Origin of the sequence: Lysinibacillus sp. NPDC047702 (assembly GCF_050272555.1) — a bacterium.
In the GTDB taxonomy this organism is placed as follows: domain Bacteria; phylum Bacillota; class Bacilli; order Bacillales_A; family Planococcaceae; genus Lysinibacillus.
Map to the genome: position 1 here is coordinate 149,865 of NZ_JBNNMG010000004.1, position 15,451 is coordinate 165,315.

The following is a 15,451-nucleotide window of genomic DNA, read 5'->3' on the forward strand; positions in this document are numbered from 1 at the left end:
TCGATTGAGGTTTCTCCTTTTACAATAAGCATTTGCAGCACTCATTGATCAAAGATTTTCACTAAATACTTTTCAATTTTGTGAAGAAGTCCCTTCTATTTAGAAGGCAGCTAGTTCACGCATCGCCCGCTCTACTTTATCAGGATTTATCATAAAATACTTTTCCATTGTTGGGGCATAGGGCATTGCCGGAACATCTGGTCCTGCAAGGCGTTGAATCGGTGCATCAAGATCAAATAAACAATGCTCAGCTATGATAGCTGCCACCTCGCTCATGATACTACCTTCTTTATTATCCTCTGTTACCAGTAATACTTTTCCTGTTTTACTTGCTGCCTCAATAATTGCTTCCTTATCTAGTGGATAGACAGTACGAAGATCTAGAATATGTGCCGAAATACCGTCTGCTGCTAGTCGCTCTGCAGCTTGTAATGCAAAATGTACAGCTAAACCATACGTAATGACTGTAACGTCATCTCCCTCACGCTTAACATCTGCTTTACCAATCGGTAATGTGTAATCATCCGTAGGTACTTCCCCTTTAATCAGGCGATACGCACGTTTATGCTCAAAAAACAACACAGGATCTTCATCACGGATAGCTGCTTTCAATAGACCTTTAGCATCATATGGTGTTGACGGAATAACAATTTTCAATCCTGGCGTTCCTGCGAAAAGTGCCTCTACCGATTGTGAATGATAGAGTGCTCCATGTATACCTCCGCCAAATGGGGCACGTATTACCATTGGACAAGACCAGTCATTATTTGAACGATAACGGATTTTTGCTGCCTCAGAAACGATTTGGTTCACAGCAGGCATAATGAAATCAGCGAATTGCATTTCGGCAATTGGACGCATACCGTACATCGCCGCTCCAATACCAACTCCGGCTATAGCACTTTCTGCAAGGGGCGTATCAAGTACACGATATTCACCAAATTGATCGTACAAACCAGTAGTTGCTTTAAATACACCGCCCTTACGACCAACATCCTCTCCTAAAATGAAAACACGCTCATCACGTTCCATTTCTTCTTTCATCGCTAATGTAATCGCATCAATATAAGACATCACTGCCATTACACGTCACCTCCGTCCACTGGTGCATAAACATATTTCATGGCATGCTCTGGTTGTGCATATGGAGCCGCTTCTGCATAATCCGTAGCCTCATTTACTTCAGACATGATGCGTTCCTCGATTTCTGAACGCTGCTTCTCTGACATTACACCCGTATCCATGAGGTACTTTTCAAATAGTAAAATAGGATCCTTTGCCTTCCCTTCCGCTATATCTTCAGCGGTACGATATTGACGATCATCATCATCGGAAGAGTGAGCTGTTAAACGGTATGTCACTGTTTCTATTAAACTTGGACCACCACCATTACGCGCACGGTCAGCTGCCTCTTTCACCACTTTATAGACTTGTAATGGACATTTGCCATCAACCGTAACACCTGGCATACCGTAGCCAATACCACGATCTGATACTTTTGCACAGCCTAACTGACGTTCAACTGGAACAGAAATTGCATATTGATTATTTTCTACCATTATAATAACTGGAAGCTTATGAACACCTGCGAAATTCGCTCCTTCATGGAAATCCCCTTGGTTAGAAGAACCTTCCCCAAGTGTAACGAAAGAAACAAAATCTTCTTTTTGCAGACGTCCCGCAAGCGCAACGCCCACTGCATGTGGAACCTGCGTTGTAACAGGGGATGATCCTGTTAAAATACGATTTTTCTTTTGACCAAAATGACCAGGCATCTGACGACCACCAGAGTTTGGATCTTCCGCTTTTGCAAATGCAGATAACATTAACTCTCTTGGTGTCATACCGAAATGTAGAACAACACCCATATCACGATAATATGGTGCAATATAATCCTTCTCTTTATCGAGTGCAAAGGCCGCTCCCACTTGTGCTGCCTCTTGTCCCTGACAAGAAATAACAAAAGGAATTTTTCCTGAGCGGTTTAATAACCACATACGCTCATCTAATCTTCTTGCCATTAACATCGTTTCGAATATTGCAAGTACATCTTCATTTGATAAACCTAAATCCTCATGCTTGATTTGAACATCTTGCATACGAACACCCCTTTCGTATTGTAAAAAAATAACTAAAGTAAATAATCGTCCTACACTTTAGCTATGAAATGATAAATTTTAAAAGTGAATGGCACGATTATCAACAGCTAATGCTGATTCTACTAGCACCTCATTAAGAGACGGATGTGGGTGAATAGCCTGACTAACTTCCCATGGTGTTGCATCAAGTAATTTAGCAAGTGACGCTTCACCAATTAAATCCGTTACATGCGGCCCTACCATATGAATACCCAAAATATCATTTGTTTCTTCATCTGCTACAATTTTTACAAAGCCGTCTGTCTCCCCATTTACAAGCGCTTTACCAATCGCCTTGAATGGAAACTTTCCTACTTTTAAGGTAAAGCCCTGCTCCTTAGCAGCACTTTCTGTTAAGCCAATGCTTGCAACCTCTGGAAAAGAGTAAACACATTTTGGCACCTTTAGTACATCTAGTGCCTCTGTTTTACCTGTGGCAATATGTTCAATGGCACATAACCCTTCGTGTGAAGCTACATGTGCTAATTGCAGACCGCCAATCACATCCCCTATGGCATACATATGTGATTCCTTTGTTTGATACGAATCATTGACTTTAATAAACCCATTCTCAATTTCAATTTCTGTATTTTCTAAGCCGATATCTCGTGTATTCGCTTCACGCCCTACGCATAGCAATAATTTATCAGCCTCAAATAATTCATCCTGATCATTAACTTTCGCAGAAATGAAAACGTTATCATTTTCAATTTTGAATGTTCCCGTATCTAAACGAGCATTTGTCACAATACGAACACCTCTTTTTTCGAGCTGCTTCGTCACTTCTTTGACAATGTCTGCATCTTCTGCTGGCAAAATCGATGACCCGTATTCAATGACCGTTACGTATACCCCAAAATCACAAAGCATGGATGCCCATTCGATACCAATAACGCCACCACCAACGATTAGCAAAGACTTTGGTAGTTCTTCCATTTGTAATGCATGGTCTGAGTTCATTACAAATTTTCCATCAATTGATAGTCCAGCCATTTCTCTTGGCTTCGAACCTGTTGCAATTACAACATTCGTTGGCACAAGCATTTCATTCTCCTCGCCATTACTCATTTCAACAGAAATAGTACCTGGCATTGGCGAAAAGATGGAAGGACCTAAAATTCTACCTGTTCCCTGATAAACATCTATTTTACCTTTTTTCATCAGTGTATTCACACCCTGGCTCAATTGCTCAACAATCGCTTGTTTTCTAGCCTGCACTTTGTCAAACTGTAGTGTAACTCCTTCTATATCTACACCAAATTCAGCAGCCGTTTTATTGGCCATACGATACACTTCAGCACTTCGAAGTAAGGCTTTACTCGGTATACAGCCTTTATGCAAGCAAGTACCACCAAGTCGTTCACGTTCAACAATGGCTGTTTTCAAACCTAACTGTGCCGCACGAATTGCTGCAACATAGCCTCCTGTACCCCCGCCTAAAATGACAACATCATAATTTTGAGCCATATTGATTCCCCCTTATGAGAAAAGTGCTAAAGCCCTATCCTTTAATCACATTGGATACTATAAGGAAATCTATTTCATCCCTTTATAGAGCTTTAGCTTAATTCTAGTTAAGCTACTAAATTTCTATTTAAAGTTAGAAGAAGTCGACAATGCGACTTCTCTAATGATTAAGCGATTTTTACCGACCGTGTAAAATGTTTTTTTCATTTTTTAAAAATTGACTACGTGATTTAGATACTCGTGCAATTCGCTCTTCTGCTAAACGATTAGCCGCTACATACGTAGGAATGCCATCACGTTTAGAAATGGCAAAGATTTTTTCAATACTGTCATAAATACCATCAACGCGCTTCATCGCACGCTCGCGGTTATAGCCATATAACTCATCAGCAACGTTGATAACCCCACCTGCATTAATAACATAATCAGGCGCATAAACAATTCCTAGTTCATGTAAAAGATCACCATGGCGAGAATCTTGTAATTGGTTATTAGCTGAACCAGCAACAACCTTTGCCTTTAATTGTGGAATCGTCTCATCATTTAAAATTGCTCCTAGTGCACATGGTGAGAAAATATCCACTTCCTGTGAATAGATGTCATCTGGTGCCACAGCAGTTGCGCCAAAATCATGAACAACTCGATCAATTGCTGCTTGATTAATATCTGTCACAACAAGTTTTGCACCCTCATTATGTAAATACTCGCAAAGCTTGTAAGCAACATTTCCTAGCCCTTGTACAGAAATTGTACGTCCCTCTAGTGAATCAGATCCAAATGCTTCTTTTGCTGATGCCTTCATACCACGATAAACACCATACGCAGTTACTGGAGATGGATTACCTGATGAACCAAAGGCTGGAGAAATACCAGTTACATAATTTGTTTCTTCATGGATTAAATCCATATCTGTTACTGTTGTACCAACATCCTCTGCTGTAATATAGCGGCCATTAAGACCTTGGATGAAACGTCCTAGAGCTCTGAACATTTCCTCATTTTTATCTTTAAATGGGTCACCGATAATGACCGTTTTTCCACCGCCAAGGTTTAAACCAGCAGCTGCATTTTTATAGGTCATGCCGCGTGCTAAACGCAATGCATCCTCAATCGCATTTTCTTCTGATGCATATGTCCACATACGTGCCCCGCCTAGTGCTGGTCCAAGTGTTGTGTCATGGATTGCGATAATCGCTTTTAACCCTGATGCTTCATCTTGGCAAAATACCAATTGTTCATAATCATACTTTTCCATATACTTGAAGATTTCCATGAAAACTCGCCCCTTTGCTTTGGAAAGTGCATCCCCAAATGCCCATCCAATCAAGTTTTAAATAACAATAAAAATTGTTTAGTAATGGATAATAATGCTCCATTTAATTTTACAATACTGACAATTTCACAATTTCGCAACTATTATTACATATTCTTGATTAAGTAAGAATTTTCTAAACATTCTGTTACAGTTTCTAGCTTATGTTCTACGTGCTCATGGCTTCAGCAGTCACATAGTGAAATAACGTTTCTTGACATTCCATTAACCACAGGTACAATTAAACTTAGGAATAAGGAGGGACATGCATGGCTCGTTTAGCTGCATTTATTGTAATGCTTATTCCAGGTCTTATGGCTGCAGGTGGCATTAAATTCATGCGTGATACATTATTTGGTAAACTTATTGCACCTTTCCCGTTTTTATGGTTACAGTTCGTTGTGGGCGTCATTCTCTTTGTAATAGGATTTGGCTTTTTCGCAGGCTTTTTACTCCACCGCGATCGAAAAAATGGAAAAGTGGCTCCGCGCTTTCAAAAAAAATAAAAATAGCTATCCATCTAAGTCATATTCGACTTACTGGATAGCTATTTTTATTGACGGTACTGTTTCGCGATTACTTTATCAGGATAATCAGTAATCCAACCAATTACCGAAGGATGAGGGTTTGTCAAAAAAGCCTCATTACCATCAATCGCATAAAACCGACATGCTTTATTACTTGCAACACATGCCTCTAGATATCTTGGTTTATAATACCTTTTATGCATATGCATGCTGTCAATTGCTTTATAATCACTGAGCAAATCCCATTTTAATTTTTTGGTTGCAATAAGTGCTGTTTCAAAATCAGATCTATAATGTTTCACAATTTCTAGTAGCTCATAGTGAAACGATGAAAAATGACTGCCATCAGGCAAAATAAGTCCATGAAGCATTTGAATAAGTGCATGTTTATTATCAAGAATGGTTGATTTTAATTCAATATTAAGGGGTAGCTGCTGGGAATTTGCCCATGCTAAAACGGCATCGAATGTTGGAATTTTGTACGAAGAAAAAAAACGTCTCCAGGGCTTCCCAAGTTTAAAACTAAGAAGCTCTTCTACTGTACATTCATTCACAAGTTTATTGATGCCAGCTAATCTCGATAACTGTGGATCATGATAGACAACCGGAATTCCTTCATTTGATAATTGGATATCCAATTCAATGCCATCTGCACCCAGCTCCAATGCCTTCTCAAAAGCCCTGAAGCTATTTTCAAGTGCATAAGCTGACGCTCCTCGATGTGCAAACACAGGAATGGACGATGGGCTAGACATTTAACTCTCCAAATTCAAGAATAAATTTACCATTGGTCATTTTACTTAATAGGGATGATTTTTTGCCAATCTGAATATATGTGCCTGGATGCGCTTCTTTTGTCACAGTAATTTCCTCTTTACCCGCATGGCGCATTTCATCCATCATTAGTTTCACCTCACGGTCAATTGTCACCGCCTCGGCCTTCAATTTCGTTAAGATCTGTTTCGTTTCCTCAAACGTAGCTACTTGCTCCTTAGTCATTTGATTAAGAATTGGTAATAAGTTTTTAATTTTTCCCTCTTGTATTGAAATATCTGATTGCAATTGTTTTAAGTGTGTTGCCTTCTCTTGCATAAGAGTATAGCTTTCTCTTTTATTGACACTTTCAATAATTAAATCTGTTCGACGTTCTAAACGGTTTCCAGATATAGCCGTGACAATTGTATTTTTAGCCACTGCTCGGCCCCCAATAATCTTACCTTTTCGTTCGTCCACAAAAATAGAATGTGCCGTAAGCTGTGATCCTAATGAATAAAAGCCTATATGAATGCTATCAGCTGCGAATAAATTTGCTTCATTAACGTGCTTGACGAAAATATTGCCACCTGCCTCCACTAAAGTTGAACCAAGACCAAAAATGCCACCGCGAATATAGACATCACCTTCGATGGATTTTATAAGCTTGGCACCACTTACACCTTCGGCACCTTCAATAGAAATATCTCCAGTAGCAATAACCGTATAGCCTGAAGTCACCGTTCCTTTTATGCTTAATGAGCCATTAAATTCAAGATTTCCAGTTTCAACACCAACGTCTCCATGAATAGGCAAATGTCTATTAACACCAATCATGCCCTTGACATCATCTAATACACCAGCAATTTTGGAGCGGATAACAATTTTACCATTCTCCTCCACTTCATAGGCTGATTTTTTATCGTATTTAATGGGGAAATCGCGACCTGGTGCAGCAGCAATCGTATTGCCTAGCACATTTTTCCCTGCTTTACCTAAAGTTGCAGGTATTTTTTCGCCAAGCCATGACCCTTCAGAAATTTCAGAGATAAAGTTCATATCGTAATAATCAGCTTTTCCATCTTCGCGAATTACTGGCTTTCTCTCTGGTTTAGGTAAGTATGTAATTTGTGCATCAGTTCCTGCTACAGGCGGCGTTCCTTGAGCAATTAAAAATGCTTTTCCTGGTTCAATTTTCGAAATATCAAAATCCAAAATTCCATTTACAATTCCTTCATCTTCAAGTGTTTCTAGAATTTGATTTGATAATTTTTCTTTATTTTTTTGAATATAATCATGTGTTTCGTAGATAAATATAGAGGCAGACATTTTATCTCGTGCAATTTCAGCTTCCACATTCGGAAGCCAACGTCCGATTTCAACAGGATTTATACTTTCGGTCGATAATACATTTTTTAATATTGAAAAATTAGACAACTTTAGGCGGGGATGACTGCGTAAAATACTATCAAATTCTTTTAAAGGAAAACCAGCACTGAAAGTTATCATATATACTTTTCCATTTTCTTCTGATATTTCGAAGTTATCATTCCGAACTAGAATCAAGCTACCTCCTCCTTCCCTCTATCTGTAAGTATATACAATCTATTTACATTTGTTTAGAGACAATTGTCACTACTCAGAAAGAAAATACCCCTACTTTATCAGTAAGTCATTCTACCGTATTTTATATTTTTTCTATTAGTTTTAGCCGTTATTTACTACTAAAAGGAAATATTTTACTCACTATATGCTATTCACTTATCATAATTGTATAAAACAACCGTAAATAATCATGCTATTCACTAAATTTTTAATTAATTTATCGTATAGATGCTGTTTTTGTCATAAATTTCACAAAAATGCCTTAGGTCTTCCTAACTAAATAAAAAAATACGCCTCATAAACAGTTTAAAGACTGCTTATATAGGCGCTTTGAATATATAATTTTTATAAATAATGGCTACAGGTCATTCTCCTTTTAAAATATGATTGTAGTGTTTTAGCTCGCCATCATATCAATGCGAATCTTGTCTGCAATCATGGCGATGAATTCACTATTTGTCGGCTTCGATTTTAAGTGATGAACGGTATAGCCAAACATCGTCGAGATCGATTCATAATTACCTCGATTCCACGCTACCTCAATGGCATGGCGAATAGCACGCTCTACTCGTGAAGGAGTTGTATTGAACTTTTTAGCGATTTCTGGGTACAGGATTTTCGTCACAGAACCTAATAACTCGATATCCTCAAACACCATTTGAATAGCTTCTCGTAAATAAGAGTACCCTTTAATATGTGCAGGAACACCAATTTCTTTAATGATGGCTGTGATTGTGCTATCTAATTGATGCTGATTTAATTTTTGTGGCGCTGCAGGTTGTAAAACACTTGTCTTTTTAGGAAGTGTTGCTTTTTGTCCAGCACAATGTAAAATCTTTTGAACCAATTGATCAAATTCAAATGGTTTTAACATGAAATAGGAGGCTCCTAAGTCTACTGCTTGTTTCATGACATCTTCCTGACCAAATGCTGTTAACATAATAACTTGGATAGATGACATTCTTTCATTTTGATACATGGATTCTAAAACCGCTAAACCATCAAGATGAGGCATTATTATATCTAGGAGTAAAATATCTGGTGTAAATTCCTCAAGCATTTGTAAGCAAACTTTTCCATTTGAAGCAGTTGCAATTATTTCTATTTCGGGATGCCCTTGAAAATACTGCTCCATTGTTTTTAATAACTCACGATTATCGTCTGAAATCGCTACCTTTACCTTTGTCATTTCAATTCCTCCTTCTGGACTGTGCTTTGAATCACTTCAAAGCGTAACCTACCCCTTATGCCATTTTTGGCACACTGTGGAATTTTCGACATTTTTGTTTTAAAAACCTTTTCTATTTCCAAAAATGAGTATGTAGTCCGATACTTTCTATTTTTATCGACAAGTTATGATAAATACCTGCAAAATGTCGAATGCTCATCTTCTTTATTTTAGTGAAAAAACTGAGATAAAACTACAGTTTTTTTTTACAATCGCTAATCCCTTCATAAAAGAACAGAATTACTTGATGAATAAAACAATTTTACATGAAAAAATGGAGCCACCCAAAGGCAGCCCCATTTTATGATGACTTTCGTAACATTTCCGATACAGTAATAGCTGCTCCCTTTTTCGGTTCCTCCACAAACATATGTGTAACAGCACCTACAAAACGACCGTTTTGGATGATAGGGCTACCACTCATTCCCTGCAAAATACCACCTGTTTTTTCAATGAGCTTTTCGTCAGATATGATAAATTCAAGGCGCTCATTTTCGATCTTTATAATTTCAATTGAAAAAGTTTCCACCTTACTGCCCTCTATCGCAGTGTAGATTTCAGCTTTTCCTGTTTTTATATCTTTTTCATGCATAATTTCAATTGCTTTTGGCAAACTTTGTGGATAGCTGTCTTCCCAACGACCAAAAATTCCATAAACGGTATTTTTATCGATGCTCCCTAGTCGTTCCTGATGTTTTTCAATGGAGGAAATTTTATAGCCAGGTTGGCCAGGTATACTTTTACGAATTTGTTGAATCGAAGCTAAAAAAATGGAACCAGCTCGAAAAACAGGGGCCTCTTGTAATGTTGAATCGACAATTTGATGGCCTAATGCACCGTAATTTTTTGTCTCTGGATCAATGTACGTCAATGTTCCTACTCCATCTGTTTCATCTTTTAAAAAGGAAATAACATGTGTTGCTTCTTTCTCCTGTAACTCAAGGGTTACTTCTTTTCCTTCACTTTTCATCGTCCATTTCTGCTGCCCTTGCTGAGCAACAGCCTGTTTGGCATCTGCAAGCGTTTTTACAGGTATTTCATTTATTTTTTCAATCACAGCGCCTCCTTTCATCCACTGATTGGAAGCTAATAGCACATCATGTGCTACAAATACATGAGATAGCTGAAGTTGAATTCCAATTGCTTCGCCCATCGGAATTAGCTTTTTTGCGGCAAATACCTGAACTGGCATGAATAATAAAACGATGAGCATAGGCAAAATGACAAATTGACGCCAACGACGATACATACGACACCTCCTTTTCATTTTTGTCTTTTTACTATGTGTTGTTGTGGCATTCTTATAAGCGGTAAATATTTGTGCAAAATGAAAAAACCCAGAAACATCGAAAATGTTTCTGGATAAAAGGTTATTTCATTTGTTTTATTTCATCTGTTTTTTTCGGGCATTCGCCATCTTTAAAAGCTCTGTTGCATGCTGTAAAGTTAAGTCAGTAATTTCTGCACCAGACATCATGCGACTTACTTCTTCAATGCGAGCTTCTGTATCAATTTCAAACAATGATGTAAATGTTCGATCATGCTCCACTTCTTTTTTGATAAAATAATGATGATCTGCCATCGCAGCAACTTGTGGTAAATGTGAAATACATAAAACCTGAGAATTAATAGAGATTGCAGCAATTTTTTCTGCAATTGCCTGTGCAACTCGACCACTTACCCCAGTATCTACCTCATCAAAAATAATAGAGGTGATGCCGTTTGAGGATGAGAAAATAGTCTTTAAAGCCAGCATCATACGTGACAATTCTCCACCAGATGCAATTTTAGGTAATGATTTTGGTGGCTCGCCAACATTCGTGGAAATATAAAAAATAACTTGGTCTTTACCATTAGCATCAAAAAATGATAATTCATCAAAATTAACAATAAATTTTGCTTTTTCCATATGTAATTCACGTAGTTCAGCCATTATGGCCTCACTTAAATCATGTGCAGCATTTTTTCGAATAGCAGATAATTGTACTGCCAGTTCTTGTAGCGCTGATTCCATTTCTAGTACTTTTCGCTCTTTAACCTGTAAAATTTCATCGCGATTTAAGAGCTCATTTAGCTCTGTTTTAATTTTATCGTAATACGCTAAAATCTCTTCTATAGTTGAGCCATATTTACGCTTTAAATTTTGGAATAGGGCTAAACGTTGCTCCACTTCATTTAATCGTGCTGGGTCAAATTCTAATTCATCTAACACATTTTTGACCTGATGAGCAGCATCCTGCAATGCATAGAATGCTGTGGTCACAGCTTCCGAGGCTTCTTTAAACTGATCGTCAACTCTTGCAGCGTCCTCTAAAGCACCCATTGCATTGCCAATCCAATCAAGACCTTTCGAATCACCTTGAATCGCTTCATAGGCTTCATTAGAACGCTCAAAAATCTTATTGAAATTCATCAAACGGCGACGTTCATCGAGAAGCTCATCTTCTTCACCTAGCCTTAATTTGGCATCCTCAAGCTCTTTCATTTGAAACTGGTATAAATCAATACGCTGCGCCATTAACTGCTCATCAATAGAAATAGATGCCAATTCCCTTTTTAGCGAACGATATTCTTCATACTGAGAACTGTATAATTCCTGAATCGGAGCAAGTTGTTCCTCTGCAAAGTGATCCAGCAAATAAATATGCTGTTTTTCGTCCATTAATTCCTGATTTTCATGTTGGCCATGAATATCGATTAGACTAGCGCCAATATCACGGAGTACAGATATTGGCACCAGTTTTCCGTTTACTCGACAAACACTTTTACCAGTATCATGTAAATCACGTCGTAAAATAATGGTATCTTCCTCAATCTCTATGCCTGCTTCTTCAAGCTTTTTATGAACTGGATGCAAAGAACTAGAGATTTGAAATAAACCGCCTAATTCAGCTTTTCTTGCTCCATGACGAATGAATTCGGAATTTCCTCTACCGCCTGCAAGTAAATGGACTGCATCAATGATAATTGATTTTCCAGCACCTGTTTCTCCTGTTAATACAGTTAAACCATTTGAAAAGCTAACTGTCAAATCCTCAATAATGGCAAAGTTTCGAATACTAAGCTCTCTTAACACAAAAATGTCACCTCTGTATCAAATTCCCCTGCTAAATTATAGCATTTCTAATAAGCGATTTTTTGTATTTTCACGCTCATTTTCATCACGACAAATAATTAAAATTGTATCATCACCAGAAATCGTACCTAATATTTCTGGCCAATCTAAAAGGTCAAGCAGCGATGCAATAGCATTGGCATTACCAGGAAGAGCCTTCATCACTAAAAAGTGCGATGCGCCATCAATGCTGACAAATGCATCAGCAAGTGCACGATGTAATTTTTGCATAGGATTGAAACGTTGGTCAGCGGGCAAGCTATATTTATAGCGCCCATCCTGTAATGGAACTTTAACAAGATGAAGTTCCTTTATATCACGTGATACCGTTGCTTGCGTCACATTATAGCCTGCATCCTTTAAAAAATCGACTAAATCATCTTGTGTTTCAATTTCATGATTGGCAATAATATCTCGAATCCGTATATGTCTTTGTCCTTTATTCATAGCGGTCACCTCTTATAAATAATTATATATATGTATATTCACACTACCATTTTCAGCATAAAAGTACAAGAAAAAACACGGCTCAGCTAGTGAGCACGTGTTATTTTAGGGAGTTATGCGCTTCTTCTACCAGTGTATCAAAAGTTGTATAAGCAGGAATTTGTTCATCCGCTACAGGATTCACTAAATGGAATAAAAATTCAATATTTCCTTCGCCCCCTGTAATGGGAGAAAACGAAGCATCCTTAACAACAAAGCCGACCTCTGTTGCCATTGTAGCTGTCTTTTCCAATACCTCTAAATGAACTTTTTTATCTCGGACGATGCCCTTTTTACCAACCTTATCTTTCCCAGCTTCAAACTGGGGCTTCACGAGCGCCATCACATCGCCTCCTGGCATCAACAGGGTTTTTAAGACAGGAAGAATGAGCGCTAATGAAATAAAGCTAACATCGATGGTTGCAAATTCTGGCAAGCCCTCCGTTAAATCTGCTGCTGTCGTATAACGGAAATTTGTTTTTTCCATCACTGTGACACGTTCGTCAGAGCGAATCTTCCAGGCTAGCTGGTTGGAACCCACATCTAGTGCGTAGCAATGCCTTGCACCATTTTGTAATGCGCAGTCTGTAAAGCCTCCTGTAGAGGAGCCAATATCAAGCATTAGCTTCCCCTCTACAGACATATCAAATATTTGTAATGCCTTTTCAAGTTTTAAGCCACCACGGCTAACATATTTTAAATCAGAGCCTTTTACTTGTAATGGAGCATCAACGGCTATTTTTTCCCCCGCCTTATCAATACGGATTTCATTTGAAAAAACTAGGCCTGCCATTATGGAACGCTTTGCTTTTTCACGGGTTTCACATAGCCCACGTTCTACAAGTAAAATATCTACACGTTCTTTCGGTTGTTTTGTCATTATTTATTCAAACCTACTTGCTGTTTTTGTTGAAGTAACACTTGCATACGTGCCACTGTATCCTCAGTTGTCATGTGAATCTCAGCAAGTAGCTGATCTACATTGCCATGCTCAATAAATTGGTCAGGGATTCCCATACGATCGATTAATGCATTTAAATAACCATGGTCATGGGCAAATTCAAGCACGCCACTGCCAAAGCCACCTTGTAATACCGCTTCTTCAATCGTTAAAATAGGCTTCTTGCTTGATAAAATGCGATGTAGCATATCCTCATCCATCGGTTTAATGAAGCGGGCATTTACTACTTCGATATCAACTCCCTGCTGAGCTAGCAAGTCAGCCGCTTCTATTGCCATTGGAATCGTTGTACCAAATGTTAAAATTGTTGCATCTTTTCCCTCTCGCAACACTTCCCAGCTTCCTATAGGTAAAGTCATAAGCTCATCATCCAATGGAACACCAATCCCATTTCCTCGAGGATAACGCAGGGCAATTGGACCACCATCATAATCTATGGCAGTTTTCACCATATGCTGTCCTTCATTTTCATCCTTTGGCATCATAATTGTCATATTTGGTATATGGCGAAGGAAGGCGATATCAAATACACCTTGATGTGTTTCACCATCTGCACCAACTAAACCTGCACGGTCAATCCCTATAAAGACATTTAGATTAGGGCGTGCAATATCATGCAGGACTTGATCATAGGCACGTTGTAGGAACGTCGAGTAAATCGCTAAAAATGGTTTCATTTTCTGTGTCGCTAAACCTGCCGCCATTGTTGCTGCATGCTGTTCAGCAATTCCTACATCAAAGAAACGCTTTGGAAAATCCTTTTGAATACCTTGTAGTTTGGAACCAACAGGCATAGCAGGAGTGATAGTAACAATTCGTTTATCCTCATGTGCAATTTTACGAACAGTCTCAGCAATTAAACTACTCCACGCTGGTCCTTTCGACTCTGACTTCACAAAGGCACCGTTTTCAATTTTGTACGGACCTGTCCCATGCCAATTGCCAATAGTATCATCTTCAGCAGGTTTATAGCCTTTTCCTTTTTTCGTAATAACATGAACAAGTACTGGACCTTTTACTTTTTTAGCATAGGATAATGTCATCTCAAGAGCATCGAAATCATGTCCATCGATAGGTCCCAGATATTTAAAGCCTAGCTCCTCAAAGAATACACCTGACACCACTAAATACTTTAAGCTATCCTTTACGCGCTCAGCCGTTGAAGCAAGCTTCCCGCCTAATACCGGGATTTTGTTGATAAGAGATTCAAGCTCTTCTTTCGCCTTTGAATATTCCCTTGCAGTACGTAAACGCCCAAGTACATTGTGTAAAGCGCCGACGTTTGGGGCAATGGACATTTCATTATCGTTTAAAATAACAATCATATTTGTTTTCGCATGACCAATATGATTCAATGCCTCGAGTGCCATACCGCCTGTTAAAGCACCATCACCAATAATAGGTACGACGAAATTCTTCTCATTTTTAATATCACGTGCTGCAGCCATACCCATAGCTGCTGACAAAGATGTCGAGCTGTGACCAGTTTCCCACTCATCATGTTCACTCTCCACAAGCTTTGGAAAACCACAAAGCCCTTTGAACTGACGCAGTGTGTCAAATTGACTCGCACGACCTGTCAAAATTTTATGCACGTAAGCTTGGTGGCCAACATCCCATAAAAACTTATCCTTTGGACTGTCAAACATTTTATGAAGCATGATTGTTAGCTCCACAACGCCTAGGTTCGGTCCAATATGACCACCTGTGACAGAACACTTTTCAATTAAGAAGGTACGAATTTCTTGCGCAAGATGCTCAAGGTCCTTCTTGTCTAAGTTTTTTAAAAAGGATGGACTAGTTATTTTATTTAAATCCACCTTTCTCACACACCTTTTCCATAAAATATTCACCGTATT

The 15,451-nt window shown here is 38.5% G+C and carries 13 protein-coding genes; 1 reads left to right on the top strand and 12 read right to left on the bottom strand.

Features of this window, described 5'->3' with window-relative positions; all coding sequences use genetic code 11:
- Positions 1 to 99 precede the first annotated feature (99 nt).
- The 4 genes from ACQKIM_RS03840 to ACQKIM_RS03855 form a co-directional block, all read right to left on the bottom strand.
- Positions 100 to 1,083 (bottom strand): alpha-ketoacid dehydrogenase subunit beta, encoded by a 984-nt coding sequence (locus tag ACQKIM_RS03840; protein WP_427539299.1) that lies wholly within the window; start codon positions 1,081 to 1,083, stop codon positions 100 to 102.
- Complete coding sequence (locus ACQKIM_RS03845) at positions 1,083 to 2,099, bottom strand: thiamine pyrophosphate-dependent dehydrogenase E1 component subunit alpha (protein WP_427539302.1); 1,017 nt, start codon at positions 2,097 to 2,099, stop codon at positions 1,083 to 1,085. The genes ACQKIM_RS03840 and ACQKIM_RS03845 overlap by 1 nt, the downstream gene beginning before the upstream one ends.
- A 78-nt stretch (positions 2,100 to 2,177) precedes the next feature.
- Entirely contained in the window at positions 2,178 to 3,605 is a 1,428-nt protein-coding gene (gene lpdA, locus ACQKIM_RS03850; RefSeq protein WP_427539305.1) for a dihydrolipoyl dehydrogenase, read from the bottom strand.
- Between the two features lie 178 nt (positions 3,606 to 3,783).
- Positions 3,784 to 4,878 carry a Leu/Phe/Val dehydrogenase gene (locus ACQKIM_RS03855; RefSeq protein ID WP_427539308.1) on the bottom strand — a complete coding sequence of 365 codons (1,095 nt, stop codon included), beginning with the start codon at positions 4,876 to 4,878 and terminating at the stop codon, positions 3,784 to 3,786.
- 308 nt (positions 4,879 to 5,186) lie between these two features.
- Here ACQKIM_RS03855 and ACQKIM_RS03860 point away from each other — a divergent pair, with 308 nt between their 5' ends.
- Positions 5,187 to 5,423: a DUF2627 domain-containing protein gene (locus tag ACQKIM_RS03860; protein WP_283868557.1), complete on the top strand. Its 237-nt coding sequence runs from the start codon at positions 5,187 to 5,189 to the stop codon at positions 5,421 to 5,423.
- Positions 5,424 to 5,470: 47 nt separating this feature from the next.
- Here the strand turns inward: ACQKIM_RS03860 and ACQKIM_RS03865 are convergent, their stop codons facing one another.
- From ACQKIM_RS03865 to dxs, 8 genes are all read right to left on the bottom strand, one after another.
- Positions 5,471 to 6,199, bottom strand: a complete 729-nt coding sequence (locus ACQKIM_RS03865) for a glycerophosphodiester phosphodiesterase (protein WP_427539312.1) — start codon at positions 6,197 to 6,199, stop codon at positions 5,471 to 5,473.
- Positions 6,192 to 7,763 carry a DUF342 domain-containing protein gene (locus tag ACQKIM_RS03870; RefSeq protein ID WP_427539315.1) on the bottom strand — a complete coding sequence of 524 codons (1,572 nt, stop codon included), beginning with the start codon at positions 7,761 to 7,763 and terminating at the stop codon, positions 6,192 to 6,194. Before ACQKIM_RS03870 ends, ACQKIM_RS03865 begins: the two co-directional genes overlap by 8 nt.
- 436 nt (positions 7,764 to 8,199) lie before the next feature.
- On the bottom strand, positions 8,200 to 8,991 hold the full coding sequence (spo0A, locus tag ACQKIM_RS03875; protein ID WP_427539318.1) for a sporulation transcription factor Spo0A: 792 nt from the start codon (positions 8,989 to 8,991) through the stop codon (positions 8,200 to 8,202).
- A 340-nt stretch (positions 8,992 to 9,331) separates the two neighbouring features.
- Entirely contained in the window at positions 9,332 to 10,279 is a 948-nt protein-coding gene (locus tag ACQKIM_RS03880) for a SpoIVB peptidase S55 domain-containing protein (RefSeq protein ID WP_427539320.1), read from the bottom strand.
- 135 nt (positions 10,280 to 10,414) lie between these two features.
- Positions 10,415 to 12,106: a DNA repair protein RecN gene (gene recN / locus ACQKIM_RS03885; protein ID WP_427539323.1), complete on the bottom strand. Its 1,692-nt coding sequence runs from the start codon at positions 12,104 to 12,106 to the stop codon at positions 10,415 to 10,417.
- Positions 12,107 to 12,142: 36 nt separating this feature from the next.
- The gene (ahrC, locus tag ACQKIM_RS03890) at positions 12,143 to 12,592 is read right to left on the bottom strand and encodes a transcriptional regulator AhrC/ArgR (protein WP_427539326.1); all 450 of its coding nucleotides are present in this window, start codon (positions 12,590 to 12,592) and stop codon (positions 12,143 to 12,145) included.
- A 100-nt stretch (positions 12,593 to 12,692) separates the two neighbouring features.
- Positions 12,693 to 13,511, bottom strand: a complete 819-nt coding sequence (locus tag ACQKIM_RS03895; protein WP_427539329.1) for a TlyA family RNA methyltransferase — start codon at positions 13,509 to 13,511, stop codon at positions 12,693 to 12,695.
- A complete protein-coding gene (dxs, locus tag ACQKIM_RS03900) occupies positions 13,511 to 15,412 on the bottom strand; it encodes a 1-deoxy-D-xylulose-5-phosphate synthase (protein ID WP_427539332.1) in 1,902 nt (633 codons plus the stop codon). The genes ACQKIM_RS03895 and dxs overlap by 1 nt, the downstream gene beginning before the upstream one ends.
- Positions 15,413 to 15,451 lie beyond the last annotated feature (39 nt).